Annotated in this window: 20 protein-coding genes; 12 read left to right on the top strand and 8 right to left on the bottom strand. The window is 46.7% G+C overall.

Translation table 11 applies throughout. The features are described 5' to 3' along the window. Positions 1-16: 16 nt before the first annotated feature. The gene (locus tag ACYVGR_RS06890) at positions 17-811 is read right to left on the bottom strand and encodes an NIPSNAP family protein (protein WP_460954897.1); all 795 of its coding nucleotides are present in this window, start codon (positions 809-811) and stop codon (positions 17-19) included. 249 nt (positions 812-1,060) lie between these two features. Between ACYVGR_RS06890 and ACYVGR_RS06885 the strand changes: the two genes are divergently transcribed. From ACYVGR_RS06885 to ACYVGR_RS06870, 4 genes are read left to right on the top strand one after another with little or no spacing between them, the layout of a single operon-like run. Next, complete coding sequence (locus ACYVGR_RS06885) at positions 1,061-1,504, top strand: MarR family winged helix-turn-helix transcriptional regulator (RefSeq protein ID WP_460954895.1); 444 nt, start codon at positions 1,061-1,063, stop codon at positions 1,502-1,504. A gap of 57 nt (positions 1,505-1,561) precedes the next feature. After that, a complete protein-coding gene (locus tag ACYVGR_RS06880; protein ID WP_460954893.1) occupies positions 1,562-1,870 on the top strand; it encodes a hypothetical protein in 309 nt (102 codons plus the stop codon). A gap of 40 nt (positions 1,871-1,910) precedes the next feature. Beyond that, the gene (locus tag ACYVGR_RS06875; protein ID WP_460954891.1) at positions 1,911-3,176 is read left to right on the top strand and encodes an MFS transporter; all 1,266 of its coding nucleotides are present in this window, start codon (positions 1,911-1,913) and stop codon (positions 3,174-3,176) included. Between the two features lie 33 nt (positions 3,177-3,209). Further along, complete coding sequence (locus ACYVGR_RS06870) at positions 3,210-3,788, top strand: isochorismatase family protein (RefSeq protein WP_460954889.1); 579 nt, start codon at positions 3,210-3,212, stop codon at positions 3,786-3,788. A gap of 161 nt (positions 3,789-3,949) precedes the next feature. Here ACYVGR_RS06870 and ACYVGR_RS06865 read toward each other — a convergent pair whose 3' ends face one another. Next, a complete protein-coding gene (locus ACYVGR_RS06865) occupies positions 3,950-4,528 on the bottom strand; it encodes an RNA polymerase sigma factor (RefSeq protein ID WP_460954887.1) in 579 nt (192 codons plus the stop codon). A gap of 606 nt (positions 4,529-5,134) precedes the next feature. Between ACYVGR_RS06865 and ACYVGR_RS06860 the strand changes: the two genes are divergently transcribed. The 6 genes from ACYVGR_RS06860 (at position 5,135) to ACYVGR_RS06835 (ending at position 9,323) form a co-directional block, all read left to right on the top strand. Then, positions 5,135-5,344 (top strand): YtxH domain-containing protein, encoded by a 210-nt coding sequence (locus ACYVGR_RS06860; RefSeq protein ID WP_460954885.1) that lies wholly within the window; start codon positions 5,135-5,137, stop codon positions 5,342-5,344. A 381-nt stretch (positions 5,345-5,725) separates the two neighbouring features. Continuing rightward, on the top strand, positions 5,726-6,130 hold the full coding sequence (locus ACYVGR_RS06855; RefSeq protein ID WP_460954883.1) for a DoxX family protein: 405 nt from the start codon (positions 5,726-5,728) through the stop codon (positions 6,128-6,130). A gap of 123 nt (positions 6,131-6,253) precedes the next feature. Then, the gene (locus ACYVGR_RS06850) at positions 6,254-7,156 is read left to right on the top strand and encodes a helix-turn-helix domain-containing protein (RefSeq protein WP_460954881.1); all 903 of its coding nucleotides are present in this window, start codon (positions 6,254-6,256) and stop codon (positions 7,154-7,156) included. Positions 7,157-7,238: 82 nt separating this feature from the next. Then, complete coding sequence (locus ACYVGR_RS06845; protein WP_460954879.1) at positions 7,239-8,072, top strand: SDR family NAD(P)-dependent oxidoreductase; 834 nt, start codon at positions 7,239-7,241, stop codon at positions 8,070-8,072. A gap of 27 nt (positions 8,073-8,099) precedes the next feature. Continuing rightward, a complete protein-coding gene (locus ACYVGR_RS06840; protein ID WP_460954877.1) occupies positions 8,100-8,975 on the top strand; it encodes an oxidoreductase in 876 nt (291 codons plus the stop codon). 150 nt (positions 8,976-9,125) lie between these two features. After that, positions 9,126-9,323, top strand: coding sequence for a hypothetical protein (locus ACYVGR_RS06835; RefSeq protein WP_460954875.1), 198 nt, complete (start codon positions 9,126-9,128; stop codon positions 9,321-9,323). 224 nt (positions 9,324-9,547) lie between these two features. On the opposite strand, the gene ggt is transcribed toward ACYVGR_RS06835, so the two are convergent. Together ggt and ACYVGR_RS06825 are read right to left on the bottom strand one after the other, a co-directional pair. Further along, on the bottom strand, positions 9,548-11,245 hold the full coding sequence (ggt, locus tag ACYVGR_RS06830) for a gamma-glutamyltransferase (protein ID WP_460954873.1): 1,698 nt from the start codon (positions 11,243-11,245) through the stop codon (positions 9,548-9,550). A 130-nt stretch (positions 11,246-11,375) separates the two neighbouring features. Further along, positions 11,376-12,029, bottom strand: coding sequence for a hypothetical protein (locus tag ACYVGR_RS06825; RefSeq protein ID WP_460954871.1), 654 nt, complete (start codon positions 12,027-12,029; stop codon positions 11,376-11,378). A gap of 161 nt (positions 12,030-12,190) precedes the next feature. Between ACYVGR_RS06825 and ACYVGR_RS06820 the strand changes: the two genes are divergently transcribed. Next, positions 12,191-12,943 (top strand): LytR/AlgR family response regulator transcription factor, encoded by a 753-nt coding sequence (locus ACYVGR_RS06820; RefSeq protein ID WP_460954869.1) that lies wholly within the window; start codon positions 12,191-12,193, stop codon positions 12,941-12,943. A 61-nt stretch (positions 12,944-13,004) separates the two neighbouring features. On the opposite strand, the gene ACYVGR_RS06815 is transcribed toward ACYVGR_RS06820, so the two are convergent. Beyond that, positions 13,005-14,537 (bottom strand): malate:quinone oxidoreductase, encoded by a 1,533-nt coding sequence (locus tag ACYVGR_RS06815; RefSeq protein WP_460954867.1) that lies wholly within the window; start codon positions 14,535-14,537, stop codon positions 13,005-13,007. Positions 14,538-14,762: 225 nt separating this feature from the next. Further along, positions 14,763-16,469 (bottom strand): DUF6909 family protein, encoded by a 1,707-nt coding sequence (locus ACYVGR_RS06810; protein WP_460954865.1) that lies wholly within the window; start codon positions 16,467-16,469, stop codon positions 14,763-14,765. 179 nt (positions 16,470-16,648) lie between these two features. On the opposite strand from ACYVGR_RS06810, the gene ACYVGR_RS06805 reads away from it, so the two are divergent. Further along, the gene (locus ACYVGR_RS06805) at positions 16,649-17,593 is read left to right on the top strand and encodes a DUF2279 domain-containing protein (RefSeq protein ID WP_460954863.1); all 945 of its coding nucleotides are present in this window, start codon (positions 16,649-16,651) and stop codon (positions 17,591-17,593) included. A gap of 90 nt (positions 17,594-17,683) precedes the next feature. Here ACYVGR_RS06805 and ACYVGR_RS06800 read toward each other — a convergent pair whose 3' ends face one another. Together ACYVGR_RS06800 and ACYVGR_RS06795 are read right to left on the bottom strand one after the other, a co-directional pair. Continuing rightward, positions 17,684-18,277 (bottom strand): hypothetical protein, encoded by a 594-nt coding sequence (locus tag ACYVGR_RS06800; protein WP_460954861.1) that lies wholly within the window; start codon positions 18,275-18,277, stop codon positions 17,684-17,686. A gap of 110 nt (positions 18,278-18,387) precedes the next feature. Continuing rightward, positions 18,388-19,437, bottom strand: coding sequence for a S1C family serine protease (locus ACYVGR_RS06795; RefSeq protein ID WP_460954859.1), 1,050 nt, complete (start codon positions 19,435-19,437; stop codon positions 18,388-18,390). Positions 19,438-19,542 lie beyond the last annotated feature (105 nt).

The raw sequence follows: 19,542 nt of genomic DNA, 5'->3' as shown, positions 1-19,542 counted from the left end.
AAATGCTATGTATTGGCTAAATCTGGGAGAAATTGGTAGGAATCAGAAACATACGGGTAATGTTCGACACGATCCGGGCATCTGTAAATTCGGGTACCGAGCTTATCTTTTTCCACTCTGGATCACTACCAAAGGCCTTCCAGTTCTGATCGTGCTCCTCCATGTTATCGAAGGTGAGCATATACGTTAGATTCGGACGCATGGGCCCAATCAGCGTTTCGCCGAAAAATACCGGCGTTAGCCCTACTCGCTTGAAAATGGCGATTTCACCACCTTGATTAAACATCTCGATCTTCTTCTTCCCTGCCGTTTCGTTATGGCTTTCGTAGCGACGCAATTCAAAAATACGCGGCTTCTTTTCGGGCGTTTCCAGTTTAGGCATGAGCGCGAAGGCTTTCAATAACGAACTGTCAATGCGTTCATAGGCAGGCGCTGTCGCTTCGGCGGTTAAATAATCAATCCCGGCCTGCTGGTAAGCCGTATCGTTGGCCAACTTGTCGGGTGTAGTGAAGTAATCCTCCAGTGAATTAAATGGTATAACGGCCACCAGTTTGGTAAATCCCTGGGGAAGATATTCGGTAAATACCCCGATGTTTTTACTCCCCAAACGATTAAGGGCCGGGATAAGCGCGTTTTGAAGATAGGTCTCAACCGCTTTCCGTTGCCGGGCATTTTTCAGACTATAAATCCTAAGTTCATAAAACTCTTGGCTTGCATTTTGCTGGTTATCAGCAGCTTCACTTAATGGTAACACAATACTACTTATGGCACCTGTTAGCAGGGATGCCTTTACGAACTTACGTCTTTTCATCAGGAGTATTTTTTGATCGTTGTTTTCAAGCGGAGTTTCTTGAATTAACTATCAAAGCAGAAAAGGCAACTGTTCTATCTTACTCACTTGTCGTTAAACCACAGAATTACACCTAAGGCTACTCGTTATTAGCCACCTGATGGCTATTAAATAGTTATTAATTCTACTCATATACTGGTTTTCGAGCTTGACAGAGCAGAATAATAAATCTAGTTTTGTAAAGTAACTTAACAAGTTTGCTTTACTATTATGATTTCGCCACCCCAAACCGACCAGGAACTATCCATAGAACTACGAACGGTTATAACCCGGCTCATTAAGAAACTTCGGAGCGAATCGCCAACTCATCAGAAGCTATCGCTCACCGAACGGTCGGTCATTAAACTGCTTGATAAGCAGAAAGAAATGTTGCCTAACGAAATCGCCAAGATGGAAAAGGTGACGACGCAGTCGATGTCGCAGATTCTGAACCATCTGTTGGCGCTTGGCTACATTACCCGAAAGCCTTCCGAAACCGATAAACGTAAAGTCGTGATCTCGCTATCGGAGGCAGGGCAGGCCATTTTACTCACTGTCCGAAATGAAGTGGACGAGTGGTTGGGTAAGGCAATACAGGAAAGCTGCTCGGCCGAAGATAAGGCGATACTGTGTCAGGCATTAGGCCCTCTGAACAAATTACTGGAAGTCGATTAGAGCACACAATCAACTCATTTTAAGAATTTTACCTAAAAAATTAATAATCATCAAGTTATGAAATGGTATCAGTATGTAGCTGCATTTTTTGCCGGTGCTTTCCTGGCAAACGTTGTCCCCCATTACATCAACGGTGTCTCCGGCGACCCGTTTCCGAGCCCGTTTGCCAATCCACCTGGAAAAGGGTTGTCTTCGCCCATGATCAATGTGTTGTGGGCCGGTTTTAATCTACTTATCGGTTATGTTTTGCTGCGGGTAAGTAAGGCTTCCCCCCAGAACAAGGTGTTGATGTTCCTGCTGTTTTTAGGGTTTATGAGTCTATCACTTATGGCCAGCATTTCATTCATAGACAAGATGAAGCCTTGATTTTCAGACGCTACCGATCAGTACCAACAAAACTCACGTTATGAACGTAACCACATTCAATGCCTTTAAGAGTTCTAATTACAGGCTTTTCTTTGCCGGACAATCTATTTCGCTGCTGGGCACCTGGATGCAGAAGACAGCCGTAAGCTGGGTGATCTACGCACAAACTCACTCCAAGTTTATGCTGGGCGTCAGTGTATTTGCAACCTTGTTCCCATCTGCCTTATTGACACCCGTTGGCGGAGTTATCTCCGACCGCTACAATCGGTATCGGGTGTTGTTGCTCACACAGGTTTTATCTATGCTACAGGCCATTCTACTCACAGCGGTGGTCTTCTTTAAGGATTATGCCGTTTGGGAAATCATCTTATTGAGCGTTTTATTGGGCCTGATCAATGCGTTTGATGTACCCGCCCGACAATCGCTAGTGTATGAACTGGTCGATGATAAAAAAGACTTGCCCAATGCGCTGGCCCTAAATTCATCGATGGTCAATTTGTCTAAACTACTGGGCCCCGCCATTGCCGGTATTGCCATTGAGCGCTTAGGCGAAGTAGTTTGCTTCGGACTGAATGCCCTCAGTTTTGTAGCTGTTATTAGCTCGCTCCTGCTTATGAAACTGCCAAAATACGTCGCCAAACTGCATACGAAGAATATTCTGGGCGAGCTGGTCGAAGGATTTGTTTACGTGAAAGAAACGCCGACGATTCGGTTCATTATCCTCATGCTGGCGCTGATTAGCTTACTGGTACTGCCGTTTACCAGTCTGATGCCCGTTTACGCAAAGGATGTATTCCACGGAACAGCCTCCACATTCGGTTTGCTCGACAGTGCCATCGGACTTGGGGCCTTTGCTGGCGCCATTTTCCTGGCTTCACTCAAACCTAGCGCCAACCTGAATAAAATACTCACAATCAACACCTTTGTCTTTGGATCAGGACTTATCTTATTTTCGTACACAGCCTGGTATCCATTGGCCCTGTTCTTTGTCTCGATAGGTGCGTTCGGCATGATGTCGCAGATTACGATCAACAATACGCTCCTGCAAACGCAGGCAGCGCCGGCCATGCGCGGGCGAGTCATCAGCATGTTTGTCATGGTGTATGCCAGCACGTTGCCCATCGGTAGTCTGATTGTTGGGGCTATATCCGAACATGTTGGTGTACAGGCTACTGTGCTTGGACAGGGTATTCTGGCACTTGGTATTGGTGTACTACACCTCCGCCATTTGCAAAAAAATAAGCCAACGAAACTGGTATCTCCGTCAACTGAAGCGATGATTACCGAAGTTGCGCCAACAGCCTAAAAAAACAAGCTAACAAATTAACTCTCAACACACATGGTAACTGCACTCGATCCGAACACGGCGCTTGTTTTAATTGATTTGCAAAATGCAATTGTAAAGATTCCATCCTCAACACCGATGGACGTTATTCTGGCTAAGGCCGCCAAACTGGTAACTGCTTTTCGAAAGGCCGTTTTACCTATTGTGATCGTGACGGTCGACCCCAGGCGAGCAGGTGAGTCTGTAATACGTCGGGATGCCAAGTCACCTTCATTTTCCGCTTTACCCGACGAAGCTCTGGCCATAGTACCTGAACTAAAAACGGAATCTGATGATATTTTTATCACCAAACACACCTGGGGTGCATTTCATGAAACTAATCTTGACGACGAATTGAAGAAACGAGGTGTTACGGGTATTGTGTTGGCGGGCGTAGCCACCAGCAGAGGGGTTGAAAGCACTGCCCGAGCGGCCAGTGAACGAGGCTATAACATCGCCTTTGCGCAGGATGCCATGGCCGATATAGTTGATAGTGCCCACGAAAACAGCCTGAAAGTAATTTTCCCACGCCTTGGCGAAGTGGATGATACCGACGCCATCATCGGTATGTTAGAACAGTTGGGGAGCCATTGAGTTTTTAACGGCTTATAAGAAACGATAGGCTAATGCTTTGGCAAACTAGATTCTAGGGGATTCTATAGATTCTCGGGGCCGCCCGCGCGGTTGGTCCTATTGTGCTGATAATCAAAGACGATAGAACCCAAAGAATCTATAGAAACTAAATTGGACGAGTACTAGGCTGACTTTAAGCCACTATATTCGGTGTGGTAGTACTGAATGTCCTGATTAAAATAGTGCTTTAGTTCTTGTAATGCCTTCCGCGCTCGTGTTTTAACGGTACCAATAGGTAGTTTCAGGTCTTCGGCGACCTCCTGGCTGGTATAATTTCGATAATACATGAGCTCAACAACAGCCTGGTATTTGGGCGCTAACTGACTCAATAGCGACCGATTCAACATGCCTTCAGCAAGCCTTAGGTTGGTTGCCGTTACTTCGTGTTCGCCAATATAAGCTGCAGCTGTAGCTCGAACTTTCCTAGCCCTTAGTTCATCCATAGCCAGATTACGGGTAATGGCCAATAACCAGGTAAATAGTCGGCCTTGTTTGGGGCTATACTGCTGGCTGTTTGTCCAGATTTTGACAAAAGCATCCTGCAATAAATCTTCAGCACGAGCGGTATCTTTAACCAATCGAAGTAGTACACCATATAAGGCTGGTGAATACGCATCATAAATCAGGGAGAAATCAGCGGCTTTATGACTTTGCAACGCACTTACCAGAACTTCTTCGTTGGGATAGGTAGTCGTGTTCATGTAGGCAAACAGGGAGAGAATGGCTATTTTTGTGATGGTCAACCCTATATAACTTTTGTCTATAAAGTAGCCCACAGGCAAAGCGATAATAAAACCGTGCCAGCAACCTGGTAGAAGCTAAAAAGTGACAGAATTATTATCTATGCCCTATTCAATGGTCCGATAAGCTAGGTGAGCTATAAAAGATGGGGTCATAATTCCCCATAAAATCCTCAGTTACGTGGAATCCCGCCTACCATCCAGTCAGAAAAAATAACTAAAAAACGAAGCGAGTGACAGGGCTCTTTGACCGTTGAATGTAGTCCTGAGACTACGCCCAACAAATGTATCCTGGGTATGGGCGGCCATAGACCGAGGATATAGAATAAGGCCAGGAGGAGTCGATTAAAAACCGTTAATTTCAGTTTAACCGCTCGTATCCGCTTTTAGTCTTCCTAAGAAATTCCCATTTTTGATACTAAATAACGTTCATAAAGTTACCTACCACCTAGACCATCAGTCGAAATAGCGGTTTAGGTCACCCAGGGTATCGTTAGTTCGTTGTTCAGGGCTGGTATAGGTTTGTAGAAACCAGTTCATAACCATTCACCATTAGTTTCATTAGCTATGAAAAATTACTTGCAAGGCCTCCTGACCGGTGTCGCAGCTGGATTATTAATTGGCTATCTGACAGCTCCTAATTCGGGTAAAAAAACGCGCAAAAAGATTGTTAAGGTTCTAGACAGACAAGCCCGCGATTTAACGGACGGCATTAGCGAGCAATGGGATCGGACCATTGCTATGGCCGAAGATGTTGTTGACCGAGTGAGAGGGTAAACGCAACTTGATAAGGTAACCTACCAACTGCTCACAAACCGCACTAAACGAGGCCTTGATCACATCGATCAGGGCTTCTTTTGTTTGAAGCTACTAGTACGGATGTTTTACCCCGCCCCGGCCCTCCCCGCTCCGGCATCCCTCACTAATAAATCCTATTTAGCCAGCGATTTCATCTGCTTCGAACACTACTTTTTCGGGAAAATCATGTGCCATTGGGGCGAAATTTGGCAGGTAAAATACAATGTCGCGATTCACCCTAAAAATGCCGTTTATCCCCCCTATCGAAGTGGTTTCAGGATATTAAATTTGTATCATAAGCCAATCTCATAACAACTACACAAGACACAAATCAATTCGACCAACTTACTTTTTAAAGCTATGAAAAAGACAAAAATCATTTATTGGATAGTAACGGGTTTGTTTGCATTTGTTATGGCAGGTTCGGGGATTCCCAACATTATGGTCAACCCAATGTCGGTACAGGGTTTTCATGAGATGGGGTATCCAACCTATATCATTCCGTTTCTGGGCTGGGCCAAGCTATTGGGTGCAATTGCCATTCTGGTTCCGGGATTTCCGCGCCTTAAAGAGTGGGCTTATGCTGGACTCATCTTTGATTTGCTGGGTGCTACGTATTCCGTCGCGAATAGTGGTAAAGCTATCGGCCAGTGGGCGCCTATTTTCATTTTTGTGGCGCTGGGTTTTGGCTCGTATTATTTCTATCACAAGAAGTTGAAAGAAACAGCCGAGCTCACCGAAGATTTGCAAATGAAGGCTGTTTAGTCCCAAGAGGCTTATCCGCTGAGTACACAATTAAGCGAATGCCTCTATGAGTTGCTATACTCATAGAGGCATTCGCATTTATACCGGTATCCAAAAACGATTTGAATTCTGTAACTTTACCGCATGGAAAAGACCGAAACCCTCGAAGAGTTTTATAAAAAGAAGTTCAATTGGCTACCTGAAAATCTTCAACAGGATATTGGTCATTTCAATGTATTTCGGCTGGAGGACTGCCTGGGATTAGGTGCCCCTGGCGTGCAATACAGCCGTCGGGACTTTTATAAAGTCAGTCTGATCCGGGGTAAAAACGTGTATCACTACGCCGATAAAAGTATCCAGATCAACGGCACGACGCTCATGTTTTTTAACCCGCACGTACCCTATACCTGGGAATCGTTGTCGGACGATAAAACGGGTTTCTTCTGCATATTCAAAGAAGCCTTTTTCACTGAAAAGATTCGGGGAAGCCTAAGCGAGCTACCGATGTTTATGGCTGGCAGTAAACCAGCCTATGTTCTCAACCCAACTCAGGATGAGCACATTAGCGCCTTGTTTCTGAAAATGATTGATGAAATAGGCTCTGATTATCAATACAGGTATGATTTGCTGCGCAATTACGTGATGGAGGTGATTCATTATGCGTTAAAAAGCCAGCCCTCCGAAACACTCTATCAACATCAGGATGCAAAATCCCGAATTACGGCCGTTTTTGCCGAGTTGCTTGAGCGACAGTTCCCGATTGAATCACCTGCTCAGCGTTTTAAACTTCGTTCGGCCAGCGACTTTGCCCAGCAGCTATCCGTTCACGTCAATCATCTGAACCGGTCGATCCGGGAAACAACGGGCAAAACAACCACCGACTTCATTGCCGAACGAGTAGCCAGCGAAGCCAAAGCCTTATTAAAACACACGGACTGGAATATTTCCGAAATCAGCTACAGCCTGGGGTTCGACGAACCGGCCCATTTCAACTACTTTTTCAAGAAACAAACCCAGCTAACGCCATCCGCCTTCCGAAATGTTTGAATTTGGTAAGTAATGGTTTGGATGTCGCTAGTCCCTCCCCTATCCGGAGTCCTAATTTTGCCCTCGTTAAACGAGCAAAATTATGGACACTCAAAAAGTATGGTTTATTACAGGCGCTTCTAAGGGACTAGGACTCAGTCTGGTTAACCAACTACTAGCCGAAGGCCATTCCGTAGCTGGCACTTCCCGCAACATTGATCAACTGATTCAGGCAGTTGGTTCAACAAGCGCTCAATTCCTACCGCTGCAAGTCGACCTTGCCAATGAACAAAGTGTAGCTCAGGCACTTCAGAAAACCCACGACACGTTTAAGCATATCGATGTCGTCGTAAACAATGCAGGTTACGGCATTGGCGGTAGCATTGAAGAACTGACCGATCAGGAAACGCGCGACAGTTTCGATATTAACGTATTTGGTACGTTGAATGTGATTCGCCATGTACTGCCTTTTCTACGTGCTCAGCAGTCAGGACATATCATCAATATTTCGTCCATTGCCGGAATAACAGCCAATACTGGCTGGGCCATTTACGCGGCTACAAAGTATGCCGTCATGGGCCTTTCCGAAGTGCTGGCCGATGATGTTAAATCGTTCGGTATCCACGTAACGGTGGTAGCTCCGGGTGCTTTCCGGACGAGTTTTCTATCAACAGAATCGCTGCTTTTGACCAAACACCCCATCGAAGCTTATGAGCAGGTTAGGGCTTCTCATGCCAAATACCTGAGCATGGATGGTGTACAGGCAGGCGATCCGACCAAAGCCGCAGCCGCTATGATCCAGATCGCAAACCAAGCAAATCCTCCGCTGTACTTACTCTTAGGTAGCGACGCCTATCAGCGGGCACTAACCAAAATCGACCTGCTTGGCAAAGCCTTTGCAAGCCAGGAGGAACTAACAAAATCAACTGATTTCTAATCCATTACACTAAAACCAAGTATAATCATGAGCACTCAATCACAACAGAGCAAAAAAGTTTGGTTTGTAACAGGCGCATCGAAAGGCCTGGGACTTTCATTAGTAAAACAATTATTGGAACAGGGCGTCAACGTAGCGGCCACCTCTCGCAACGTCGAAGATTTACGCCAGGCTGTTGGTACAGAAGACGATCACTTTCTCCCCTTGGCCGTCGATCTGAAAACCGAAGTCAGCGTTGATCAGGCTATCCAATCGACGATCAATCATTTTGGCCATATCGATGTGGTGGTCAACAATGCGGGTTATGGATTATTGGGCAGCCTTGAAGAACTAACCGACCGGGAAGCCCGCGAAAATTTCGACGTCAATGTATTTGGTTCGCTGAACGTGATTCGGGCCGTAATGCCTCATCTTCGAGAACAACGGTCGGGACATATTTTTAACATCTCGTCGATTGGCGGCTTCACGGGTAACTTCCCTGGATTTGGGATTTACTGCGCCACCAAGTTTGCTGTCGAAGGTTTTTCGGAATCGCTGGCTGCCGAAACCAAAGCATTTGGCATCAACGTGACAATTGTTTCACCCGGTTATTTTAGAACTGATTTTCTGACAGCTTCTTCGTTAAGCGTTCCTTCTCGTCAAATTGATGCGTACGAAGCCGTTCGGGCCAGTCAGCAGGCGCACCAGGCCGAGATCAACGGTAACCAACCCGGCGATCCTGAAAAAGCAGTTGCGGCTTTGATTCAGGTAGCATCGGCAGAAAATCCACCTTTGCATTTATTCCTGGGTCAGGACGCTTACGACATGGCCTACGCCAAGATCAACAGCATTCAAACTGATTTAGAAACCTGGAAATCGGTTACGGTTTCGACAGGTTTTGAAGCCGAGAATGCTGCTATTTAATTGAGTTGATTATACCCAGGGTCTTCTGTGCTAGTCTGTCAATAAACACGGCCCGAAGATCCTGGGTACAAAACATCTCCTGCTAAAAATTAGTTTTCTAACTTGCCAAATGACAAGTCTGCTTACCTGAGCACAACGTAATTTGGCTTCATGGAAAACCTTATCAATTATCTGCTTCAGTTTGGACAACTCAACCCACGCCAAATTGACCTGATCAAAAGCAAGGCAAGCACGAAAAAGTTAGCCCGCGATCACTTCTATAGTCGGGAAAAAACCTGGCGAACCTTGCTTATGGAGCTGCCTACAAAACGTATACGGGAAAGTATTTTGAAGGAAAGAAAGAGATAGCATCCTCCGAAGACTCTTACCGGCAGGACTTACAGAAAGACCTTTGGGAAACATCATTAAAACTAACCGGTATTAAACCAGAACAGACGTCGATTCCGTTGTTATAGCCCTTTTTATGAGTTATATTGAGGCATGACCCAGAAGGAAATCTGAGGCTAGTTCTCCACTTTCCCTGACCCCTCTCCTTATTTCAAGGGGAAGGATCAGGGTAAACAACACGAAAATTAAAACCCAGCCGCCTGCCCGTCTTTTCTCGACTCAGTAGCGCCGTGATAAACTTTATTTTTGGCATCGTACATAATGGCCTGATAGCCGCCATAACCACCAAACCCATAGCCTATTTTATGCCCCTTGCGCATCAGGTCGCGGATGGTTTCGTAGGGGTAGCCTGATTCCAGCGTAATCTGGCCTGAATCGACCATTTTTTCGCCCGTTGGTTCCGATGACCCCTGGTGATCGATACGGGGAGCATCGCCCGCTTCCTGTGGGTTCATGCCGAAATCGATCATGTTCATAATGACCTCAACATGCCCTAAGGGTTGGAAACTTCCACCCATTACACCAAAGCTCATAAATGGCTGGCCATCTTTAGTAATAAACGCCGGAATAATGGTTTGAAACGGACGTTTATGCGGGGCAAACGTATTATTCTGCCCCTCAATCAAGCTATACAATTCTCCCCGATCCTGGAACATGAAACCTAAGCCATCGGCCACCATGCCCGATCCGAAGCCCCGGTAATTACTTTGAATGAGCGAAACCATATTGCCTTCTTCATCTGCCACGGTTAGGTAGATGGTATCACCCTGCCGCAGCGCTGGATTACCAGCATCGACACGACTGGCCGCTCGGTTCGGGTCGATGAGTTTACGACGTTCGGCTGCGTACGATTTGCTGATCAGCTCATTAACCGGGATTTTGGCGAATGCAGGGTCGGCGTAGTATTTGGCGCGGTCCTCAAAGGCTAACTTTTTAGCTTCTACAAACTGATGAATATGTTCTGAACTGCCCCAGCCTACTTTCGAGAAATCATAAGGTTCCAGCAGGTTCAGCATCTGTAACGTTGCAATACCCTGACTGTTTGGTGGTAATTCCCACACATCATAGCCCCGGTAATTGGTCGAAACCGGCTCAACCCATTCGGAGGTATGATCGGCTAAGTCTTTCGCGCTCAGGAAGCCACCAACTTTTTTCATGAAGGCATCAATTGTCTGAGCAATTTCACCCTTGTAGAACGCATCCCGACCACCTTTCGCAATTTTTTCCAGTGTATTGGCAAGGGACGGATTTTTAAAAATTTCTCCCCGTTTAGGAGCTGCTCCATTGGGGGCATAAGTTTCCTTCACGTTTGGATATTTACCGAAACGAGCAATCATGGACGCCCAGTAAACAGACGCTTCATCGTGAACAGGATAACCTTCACGAGCGTAGCGAATAGCATGGGAGAGGATTTTAGGCATGGGCGTTTTCCCAAACCGCTTGTGTAACTCAAACCAACCATCTACACAACCGGGTGTTGAGACAGGTAAAGGGCCATCCGATGGAATATGGGTTAGCCCCCGTTTCTGAAATTCGGCCAATGTCAGGCTATAGGGCGATCGACCCGATGCATTCAGCCCGTAGAGTTTTTTTGTTTTGGCATCCCAGACAATGGCGAACAGATCACCGCCAATGCCATTCACGTGTGGTTCAACCAGCCCTTCCATAGCATTGGCCGCAATCGCGGCATCAATCGCGTTACCTCCCGATCGGAGAACATCAAGACCTGCCTGAGTCGATAATGGGTGCGAGGTACAGACCATACCGTGCTGCGCCATCACAACCGAACGAGTAGCGAACGCTTTACCCACAAGTCGGTCCTGGGCGACTGTGGACGAGCCTAGACTAAGTAGAAAACAGAAGAGGAGTACGTTTTTTTTCATGAAGAGGTTGTATGAAGTTCTAAGCGATTGTGCCACAGTTGAGAGGCAGTGGTACAAGATAATGAAATGCTTATTTTCTGACAGGATTTACAGGATAAAACAAGATTTCTTTTCGCTATTGACTTCAGTTTCAGCCTGTAAACCCTGTCGATACATATCGTTTTCGGGCTTGCCGCCAGATGAAATACACAATAGCACCCACGCAAATAACGCTGGGTAAAATCTGGCTATACGGTTTATACTGAGACAACACCGTACCTGAAAAGGCAGAAAGAAGCGCGCTATAGGCTGATAGCATTTTGTAAATATGTTCGTACAACCACCAGGTTTTGAGTCGCTGGTAGAGCCAGAAGTACTTTAGCAAATCGTATCCTGCAACGAGTACTAAGGCCGATAAGGTTGGGTAAACAACTGCCGGAGACCAGTTACCACCGGCCAATTGCATCGAAATCAAATACAATCCACCGGCTACTAAAACACCGAACACAATGACGATATCGAGAAGAGAAGATGGGCGTTCGCGAAGTCGGACAGCGCGATAACCTGAATAACCTACGTAGCCGCCTAACAGGGTTAGAATGACTAAAAAAGAACTTGATCGAAAAAAGAGAACCCCGGTTAAAGCCGTTCCAACAACGATGGTGAAGACATAGAGAAAGTAACGACCGTATCGAATGTGCTGCCGGGATTGGTTTTGATAAGCAAGGGCGACTAAGCCGATGAGCAGGCCAATGGTGCCGAAAAGTACGTGAACACCAACATTGAGCGCGTGAAGCGTTTGCATGAAAACAGGACTCCGGGATTAGTGAATTGGCGGAGTGTTTTCAAAGTTGACCTCAGAAAACGCCACACAAAAGACAAACGTGACCAGGTGCAGTTGCCTGTGACGAAAGCCGTTTGTCACGGAATTAGTGGTGTTGCTGATTCCAGGTCGTAAATTGCCTTATGCAACGGCCACGACTTCTGGATCATTTCCTCATTCGCAACCTGCTTGGGTTAGGAGCCTTATTGGCTGTCCATTACCTCACCGACTTTTATGCGATTGAAAAGCGACCGGGATTTTCAAAAGTGTCGCCTTATTTATACCTGCTGTTGCTCTATGGCTGGATCGTTTTTCATAACCGCATTCTGTTTGAGCGACTGTTCCTGCACGATAAAAAAGGAATGTACGTTGGCTGGTTATTTCTGTTGATGGTGTTGGGGTCGTTCAATATGAATTTCATTCTGCACACCGAGTTCAACATGCCGAGATCATTGCCGTTTCTGGTCAATTATTGGGTGTATACCGTAACGGGTTTAGGGGTTTTCGTCACCTATCGCTACCTGACTACTCGTGCGGAAACGATTATTCAGCCACCGCTGTCAACAATGCCACGCATAGAAGATACGGGTTATTTTTCCTGTATGATCGATGGAAATCGCCAGAATATTGCCTATGCAGACATTCAGTATCTTGAGAGTTTGGAGAACTACCTGAAAATTTTCACGAAACAGAAAGTCTACATCACCCGTCTAACGTTAAAAGAAGCTGAAGAACGACTCCCAAAACGACAATTTATCCGCATTAGCCGATCGTACATTGTTCACCTGATTCAGGTTGATAAACGAGAGCCGGATGCCTTCTGGATTGGTTCGAAAGAATTGTGTATTGGCCGGGTTTATAAACGCTACGTTATGGAGCAATTGGCTGGCGAATAAAAAACTCCTGTTGCTATCAAACTAGAAGCAACAGGAGTAACTCAAAGTTTCTTACATGAATTTACTGCGATACTTCGCTGGTATACTCGTACGTGCCCAAGCCCAGCACTTCACTTGTTTGTTTACGAAGTTCCTTGCCGAGTTCCGGGTTATTGGCCAAAATCTGACCGTAACTGGGGATCATTTCTTTCAATTTAGCTTGCCACGCTTCGGTTGCCAGCTTTTCGGGGAAACAACGTTTCAGTAAATCGAGCATAATCGAAACTGCCGTTGATGCACCAGGCGAGGCACCCAACAGAGCCGCAATACTGCCATCGGCAGCACTCACAACTTCGGTACCAAATTCCAGTACGCCCCCTTCATGTTCGTCTTTCTTGATAACCTGTACGCGCTGACCGGCAATTTCCAACTCCCAGTCCTCTAGTTTAGCATCTGGGTAATATTCCTTCAACGCGTTCAGTCGATCTTCCGGCGATTGCATAACCTGCTGAATGAGGTAACGCGTCAGGGGAACATTGTGCAGACCAGCCATCAGCATCGGAGCCATATTGCTCAACTGAATGGATTTTGGCAAGTCTAAATACGAGCCGCTTTTCAGGAATTTAGTCGAAAAACCAGCGTATGGTCCGAATAGCAGTTCACGCTTGCCATCAATCATACGGGTGTCCAGGTGCGGCACCGACATTGGGGGAGCACCCACCGACGCTTTGCCGTATACTTTTGCCTGATGCCGTTCAACCACTTCCCGATTGACACACTTAAGCCACTGGCCACTCACCGGGAAACCACCAAAACCCCGACTTTCGGGAATATCTGACTTTTCGAGTAGTCGTAACGAACCACCACCGGCACCAATGAACAGGAAGTCGGTCTGGATTTCACGCTCCTGATTCGTTGTCACATTCTCGACCTTCAGTTTCCATCCACCGAGCGATTTGGAACGCCATAGATCGCGAACATCGTGGGCAAAGTACAGATGAACCCCTGGCATATCATACAGTCGACGGAACATAGCGCGGGTCAATGCACCAAAATTTACGTCGGTACCGATATCCATACGAGTTGCTGCCACGGGCTGTGCCGGGTCGCGATCTTCCATAACGATCGGCATCCAGTCGGCTAGTTGGGCCGGATCTTCGGAATACTGCATTCCGTGAAAGAGATAATTCTGCTGAAGCGCATCGAACCGTTTGCGGAGATACGCTACATTGTCGTTACCCCACACAAAGCTCATATGCGGGATAGACCGGATGAAATTAGGCGCGTCATGCAGAAAACCCTGTTGAATCAGATACGACCAAAACTGCTTCGACTGCTCGAACGACTCGGCAATTTTAATTGCTTTAGCGGGATCAATGGAGCCGTCTTCTTTTTCAGGTGTATAGTTCAGTTCGCAGAAGGCCGAGTGGCCAGTGCCTGCATTGTTCCAGGCGTCGGAACTCTCGGCGGCTGCGCTATCTAAACGCTCGTAAATGTCAATGGTCAGGTCGGGTTGCAGTTCCTTCAGCAACACGCCCAGGGTAGCACTCATAATACCAGCTCCGATTAACACAACATCGGGGCCTTTTTCGGTAGATTTTTTGCGTTTCGCCATGATATAATTTGGCAGGTATGTATTCGTCTATTACTTACAAAATTGGCAGGCAGCTTGTTCCGCAAATTTCGACAAAATAGGATATTTACCAGTTATTTAACCTTAAAGATGGCGATGTGTTGAACTTTTTTTTGATATGATATTTAATAAATCCTGTTTTATCGTGAAGTTGTTAAAATTTCTTTTCAGGGACCGCCTGCCTGAAAACCCTATTCGAAAGCTGATTTAGCCGGCCTGGAATATCTTCTCCAGGCATTTCATTGTAATCAGATACGTCGGTTTTACGCCCAGCGTACCTAAACTACCCGATGCCAGCGTAGCTCCCGTAAGCAGCGGGTTATCTGAAGCATAGTATGCATAACGCACTTTAATATTGGTTGGAACGCTGCCTCGAATTCTTGATTGAGCCTGAATAGCCTTCTGATAATGAGCACCTTCCATCTCCAGACCGATGGCTTTCCAGGAAGAGTTTCTGAAATAACTCAGTACATCTTTGTTTTGTAAAGACGTGCCGAGTACTGTAATCATGGCTCCTTCGTAGACATCTATGCCATGTCCTTCAAAATCTTCTTTTCTGAAGTCGTTGTCTAGTGGGTAATTATCGGCGGTGCCTTCGAAAATATGCGAAGTAGGAATCATGAGATCACCTTTCTCACCGGTCAGAATACCTGCTTTGCCAACAATAGAAATGGACGCTACGTTGAGCGGGGCCGTTACCTCATTGTGCTCAAAAGGTTTTAGTAATTCATCCATCGTTTCGAACGCTTGTTCCCCAAATGCATAATCCATAACCAACAGAAGCGGCTGAACCGTTTTTATATGTTCGGGATCATGCGCAATTTCCGATGTTAACTGGCTCGCATCCAGATGAGCGGTATCAATTAGCTGCACCATCAGACTGGTTCCGGCCAAATCTTCCAGCATATGCATACCGTGTTCAGTAGCATATTCGGTAACCCGCTTCCGAAGTTCCCGTTGGGCGGGTTGGCTTAATTTCAAGGCCAGATCATACAGGTTATCCCAGGTTGTTGTTCCGGCTAAGGCACCAGGCGCATACAGGCAATTCATAACACTGTGTGGATTGGCGCTGATAATGTGGATCGGACGATGCTGAAGATTATGTTCCCAAATGTATTGCTTCAGGCGGGTAGCCCAGCGTTCGCCGTAAAGGTGTTGGCCTACACGCTCACGAAGCATAGGCGTAAAGTTGATTTCACGTCCCAGTTTCGGTTCGCCAACCTCCCGCATGGATACGCTGCCTAAACCATATACGATCTGGAACAGGCCATTGTTGGTTCCCGCTGTTTCTTCAAATCGGCTATAAGCTTGTTGGGTTTCTTCAAACGTTCGACCCAGAATCGAACTCAGGTAGGTCAGCGCTAATTCTCGTTCATCGTCGTTCACGGTTCCACCCGACTGAATGATTGCTTCCAGTTTCTCCCATTCCCGAATTCGGCCCCCTTTCTCCTGAAAAGCATTCCGCCGAATTTTATCGGCTTCCATGAACATAAACGTCAGGTGAGTCAGGATGTCGTAGATTTCGCTGCGGCCGTTGGTTACTTCGATTACCATCTGCTCATTATCAATCCGATAGCAGTTCCGGCGACGTTTGGCCGGAACCAATACCGGGAAATGGGAGTGCTCAAAGCCTTCGCGCGAGGCCAGCGAAATAACCCGACAGGCCTCAATTCCTTTGGGGAGTCGATCCATAACATAGACCAACCCATCTAACTCAACCCGTTGTGGATCACCAACGAGCCCATAAATTTCGGGCTGGAGCGTAAGCAACGCCCGACGAATTTCTTCGCCCGATACCCCCGATGGTTTATAAAATCCCCGGTTGAACAGGTGCCGCATGGTGATGTACAGTCGCTCAATGGCTACGCGCGATTCCTGTGCGCGGGTGAGTGGCGGAGAAGGAACAAGGTTCATAACTAGTGGTGAAGTAATTTGGGTGCAAGTTACGGGGAAGACGTTTGATGTTTGACGTTCCAGGTTTGATGTTTCAGGTTTCAAGTTGACTAATGCAAACAATAGTGGTGTGTTAGCCAACTTGAAACTTGAAACCTGAAACATTAAACCTAGAACTATTTTCTAGGTACTTTTGGCAGATGAAAGAACAGATTCGGCGCGTAGGATGGATTGCTTTATGCTGGCTCATGCTCTGCCAGACTATTCAGGCGCAACCGATTCCTACACCATCTGCCATTCCCGATCAACCAGGCATTAACCAGGGCCGATTTATTGGCGTATTGGTCGGAACCGCAGCTTTTTATACGATTACGCTTCTAATGCTTCGGAAGCAATGGTACAAGAAAAAAGTGCCCTTCCATACCTTTAATGATAACGGCGAATGGCTCCAGATGGATAAAGTTGGCCATGCCGCAACGGCCTATTGCATGAGTCGGGGCGGTTACGAGCTGATGCGCTGGAGTGGTGTTAATGAACGAGCGAGTATCCTGACGGGCGGTTTGCTGGCACTGTTATTTCAAACAACCCTCGAAGTCTACGACGGCCATGCCGAAGGCTGGGGATTTTCGAAGGGCGATATGTTTGCCAATGTGGCCGGAACGGCGCTGTTTGTTGGGCAGCAATACGGGGCTGGTCAACAGGTAGTTAGTTTAAAGTATGGCTTTCGAAAAACGATTTATCCGCCCTATCGACCGAATTTGTTGGGAAAAACAACAGGGCAACAAATGCTCAAAGATTACAATGGACAACAATACTGGCTGTCGGTCAATCTGGCTTCGGTGTTGCCGGTTGGGCCCAGCTTCCCCCGTTGGCTTAATCTGGATTTGGGGTATAGCGGAAGCGGTATGACGGGCGGGCACGAAAATCCGGTGATGTTTGATAAAGACGGGAACGAAGTAAAATTCACCCGTTACCGTCAATTCTTTATCTCGCCCGATGCTGATTTATCACGCATCGGTACGTTTTCGCCATCCCTTCAACGATTCATTGGTACGGCACAGTTTTTCAAAATTCCGGCCCCATCGCTGGAGTTTAACCGCGTGAAAGGACTACGGTTTCACCCGCTTATTTTGCCAAAAGAATGAAAAAAATAAAGAGCGAATGAGTGGAAGAGTGAATGAGCGAAAAGTTTATCGTCCATTTTTTACTCTTGCACTCATTCGCTCTTGCACTCTTTATCTCCGTCCGCCACCAATATCGAAGCCCAGTTTAATACCCAGATAGGTGTTTTTGCTCTCAACGGAGGTAGAGCCTATTGACACCGTGCTCGTTGTTGTAGGAACAGCGTTAAATTCAGCACCTATCACGAAATGACCAGCTTTAAGACCCGCCCGGAACATAGCGCCAAATTTGGTTTCACCAACCAAGGTTATCGATTGAGGCCCCTGGCCATTAACGACCGTAATTGTACCACCCGATGCTACATTATAGAGTCCAAGACCTAAGCCCAAAAACGGCCGGACACCTCCCTGGCCAAATAAATAATTACCCGTAACCACCGCTGATGTAAAACTGCCAACTTCACCAGAACTTGTATTCCCATTGCTGACAACACCCCGAGCAACAGCGGCTAATTCTAACCGAAGGCCCAAGTCAATATGGTCGCTCAGCCCATACTTCGGTTCAACTGCAAATAGAACACCACCCGATGCCCCCGAACCCATTGGTTTGGCTATGCCAAGTGATACGTTTACTTTAAATGGTTTGTACTCCTGGGCAGTTGCAGAAAGAGCAAACAGCATGAATAAAGAAAGAAAATAAGCTTTCATGAATAATAAAAAATAGATGAATAAGTCTAAGCGAATCCAGTTGGATCGCAGGAGCGTTAGACGCTCAAAAAAACTTTAGTCACCCAATTTTATTAATTGCATACTATGGCTTATTTCATTTCTCCCGGTGTTACAGTAATGCCCCTCTGGCGATTCTGACGAAGTATCGTAACGGCAATCGGCTTACCAATGGTATCGTCGGTGAGTAGTAAATGTAGATCATCAACACTGGTGACAGGCTGACCGTTGAACCCTACAATAATATCGCCCTGCATCAACTCGCCATTCCCAGCTATTCCGTCGGGTTCTACACTTGCCACCATTACGCCTGTTTTAGCGGTGAGTTGGTTGTACTGTTTAATTCGCTCAGTAAGGTTAATCAGCTGACCGCCAATACCAAGATACCCACGTCGTACACGACCATGCATAATGAGTTTACCCGCCACTAAAGCTGTCAAATTCGACGAAACGGCAAAACAGATACCTTGAGCAGGCAAGATTACGGCGGTATTTACGCCAATGACATCGCCATTCGAATTGACTAGCGGACCACCTGAGTTACCCGGATTTAACGCAGCATCAGTCTGAATAACATCGTCAATTAACCGACCCGATTCTGAACGGAGTGTCCGGCCGAGTGCGCTGACTACGCCTGCCGTTAGTGAGTACTGAAACCCATATGGATTGCCAACCGCAATGGCAATCTGCCCTACCTGAACCTGTTTCGAATCGGCAAAGCGAATGGCTTTGAGACCATCGGCGTAGATTTTAATCACAGCGATATCGGTAGCAGGATCTCGGCCGATGAGCGTTGCTTCATAATCGCGGGAATCGGGCAGAGAAACCATGATTTTGGTTGCTCCGGCCACCACATGGTTATTGGTAATGATATAGCCATCGGTAGAGATAACAAAACCAGAGCCTGAACCACCATCGGCATCATCCCGACCAGGTGCCCGACGTTGCGGAGGCACTGGAGTACGACCTCCCTGATTCGAGGTTGCCCGACCACTAACCTTTATCTGAACAACCGATTGGCTAACTTTTTTAGCAACGTTTACAACGGTAGCCGAATAGGCATCCAGCAACGGACCATCCTGTTCAAATGAACCCGCTTGCTGCGAGGTTACATCGGAAAATGTCACAAATTGAGTGTCCATACGATAAGTTATTAAGTATGGCTGAGTTAGCTATCACGATCTGTTCCAGAGCAATGTAGAGTTAGTAAACAAGTTACCTATCAGCCATTTTGTCATTTTAGGACA

Source organism: Spirosoma litoris (genome assembly GCF_054776755.1).
Note: the sequence above shows the minus strand (reverse complement) of the source record. Positions and strands in the feature narration are given on the sequence as shown.

Bases quoted from the DNA above. Each gene is read 5' to 3' on its own strand.
- ACYVGR_RS06890 (WP_460954897.1), bottom strand. From the start codon at position 811: ATGAAAAGACGTAAGTTCGTAAAGGCATCCCTGCTAACAGGTGCCATA.
- ACYVGR_RS06885 (WP_460954895.1), top strand. From the start codon at position 1,061: ATGATTTCGCCACCCCAAACCGACCAGGAACTATCCATAGAACTACGA.
- ACYVGR_RS06880 (WP_460954893.1), top strand. From the start codon at position 1,562: ATGAAATGGTATCAGTATGTAGCTGCATTTTTTGCCGGTGCTTTCCTG.
- ACYVGR_RS06875 (WP_460954891.1), top strand. From the start codon at position 1,911: ATGAACGTAACCACATTCAATGCCTTTAAGAGTTCTAATTACAGGCTT.
- ACYVGR_RS06870 (WP_460954889.1), top strand. From the start codon at position 3,210: ATGGTAACTGCACTCGATCCGAACACGGCGCTTGTTTTAATTGATTTG.
- ACYVGR_RS06865 (WP_460954887.1), bottom strand. From the start codon at position 4,528: ATGAACACGACTACCTATCCCAACGAAGAAGTTCTGGTAAGTGCGTTG.
- ACYVGR_RS06860 (WP_460954885.1), top strand. From the start codon at position 5,135: ATGAAAAATTACTTGCAAGGCCTCCTGACCGGTGTCGCAGCTGGATTA.
- ACYVGR_RS06855 (WP_460954883.1), top strand. From the start codon at position 5,726: ATGAAAAAGACAAAAATCATTTATTGGATAGTAACGGGTTTGTTTGCA.
- ACYVGR_RS06850 (WP_460954881.1), top strand. From the start codon at position 6,254: ATGGAAAAGACCGAAACCCTCGAAGAGTTTTATAAAAAGAAGTTCAAT.
- ACYVGR_RS06845 (WP_460954879.1), top strand. From the start codon at position 7,239: ATGGACACTCAAAAAGTATGGTTTATTACAGGCGCTTCTAAGGGACTA.
- ACYVGR_RS06840 (WP_460954877.1), top strand. From the start codon at position 8,100: ATGAGCACTCAATCACAACAGAGCAAAAAAGTTTGGTTTGTAACAGGC.
- ACYVGR_RS06835 (WP_460954875.1), top strand. From the start codon at position 9,126: ATGGAAAACCTTATCAATTATCTGCTTCAGTTTGGACAACTCAACCCA.
- ggt (WP_460954873.1), bottom strand. From the start codon at position 11,245: ATGAAAAAAAACGTACTCCTCTTCTGTTTTCTACTTAGTCTAGGCTCG.
- ACYVGR_RS06825 (WP_460954871.1), bottom strand. From the start codon at position 12,029: ATGCAAACGCTTCACGCGCTCAATGTTGGTGTTCACGTACTTTTCGGC.
- ACYVGR_RS06820 (WP_460954869.1), top strand. From the start codon at position 12,191: ATGCAACGGCCACGACTTCTGGATCATTTCCTCATTCGCAACCTGCTT.
- ACYVGR_RS06815 (WP_460954867.1), bottom strand. From the start codon at position 14,537: ATGGCGAAACGCAAAAAATCTACCGAAAAAGGCCCCGATGTTGTGTTA.
- ACYVGR_RS06810 (WP_460954865.1), bottom strand. From the start codon at position 16,469: ATGAACCTTGTTCCTTCTCCGCCACTCACCCGCGCACAGGAATCGCGC.
- ACYVGR_RS06805 (WP_460954863.1), top strand. From the start codon at position 16,649: ATGAAAGAACAGATTCGGCGCGTAGGATGGATTGCTTTATGCTGGCTC.
- ACYVGR_RS06800 (WP_460954861.1), bottom strand. From the start codon at position 18,277: ATGAAAGCTTATTTTCTTTCTTTATTCATGCTGTTTGCTCTTTCTGCA.
- ACYVGR_RS06795 (WP_460954859.1), bottom strand. From the start codon at position 19,437: ATGGACACTCAATTTGTGACATTTTCCGATGTAACCTCGCAGCAAGCG.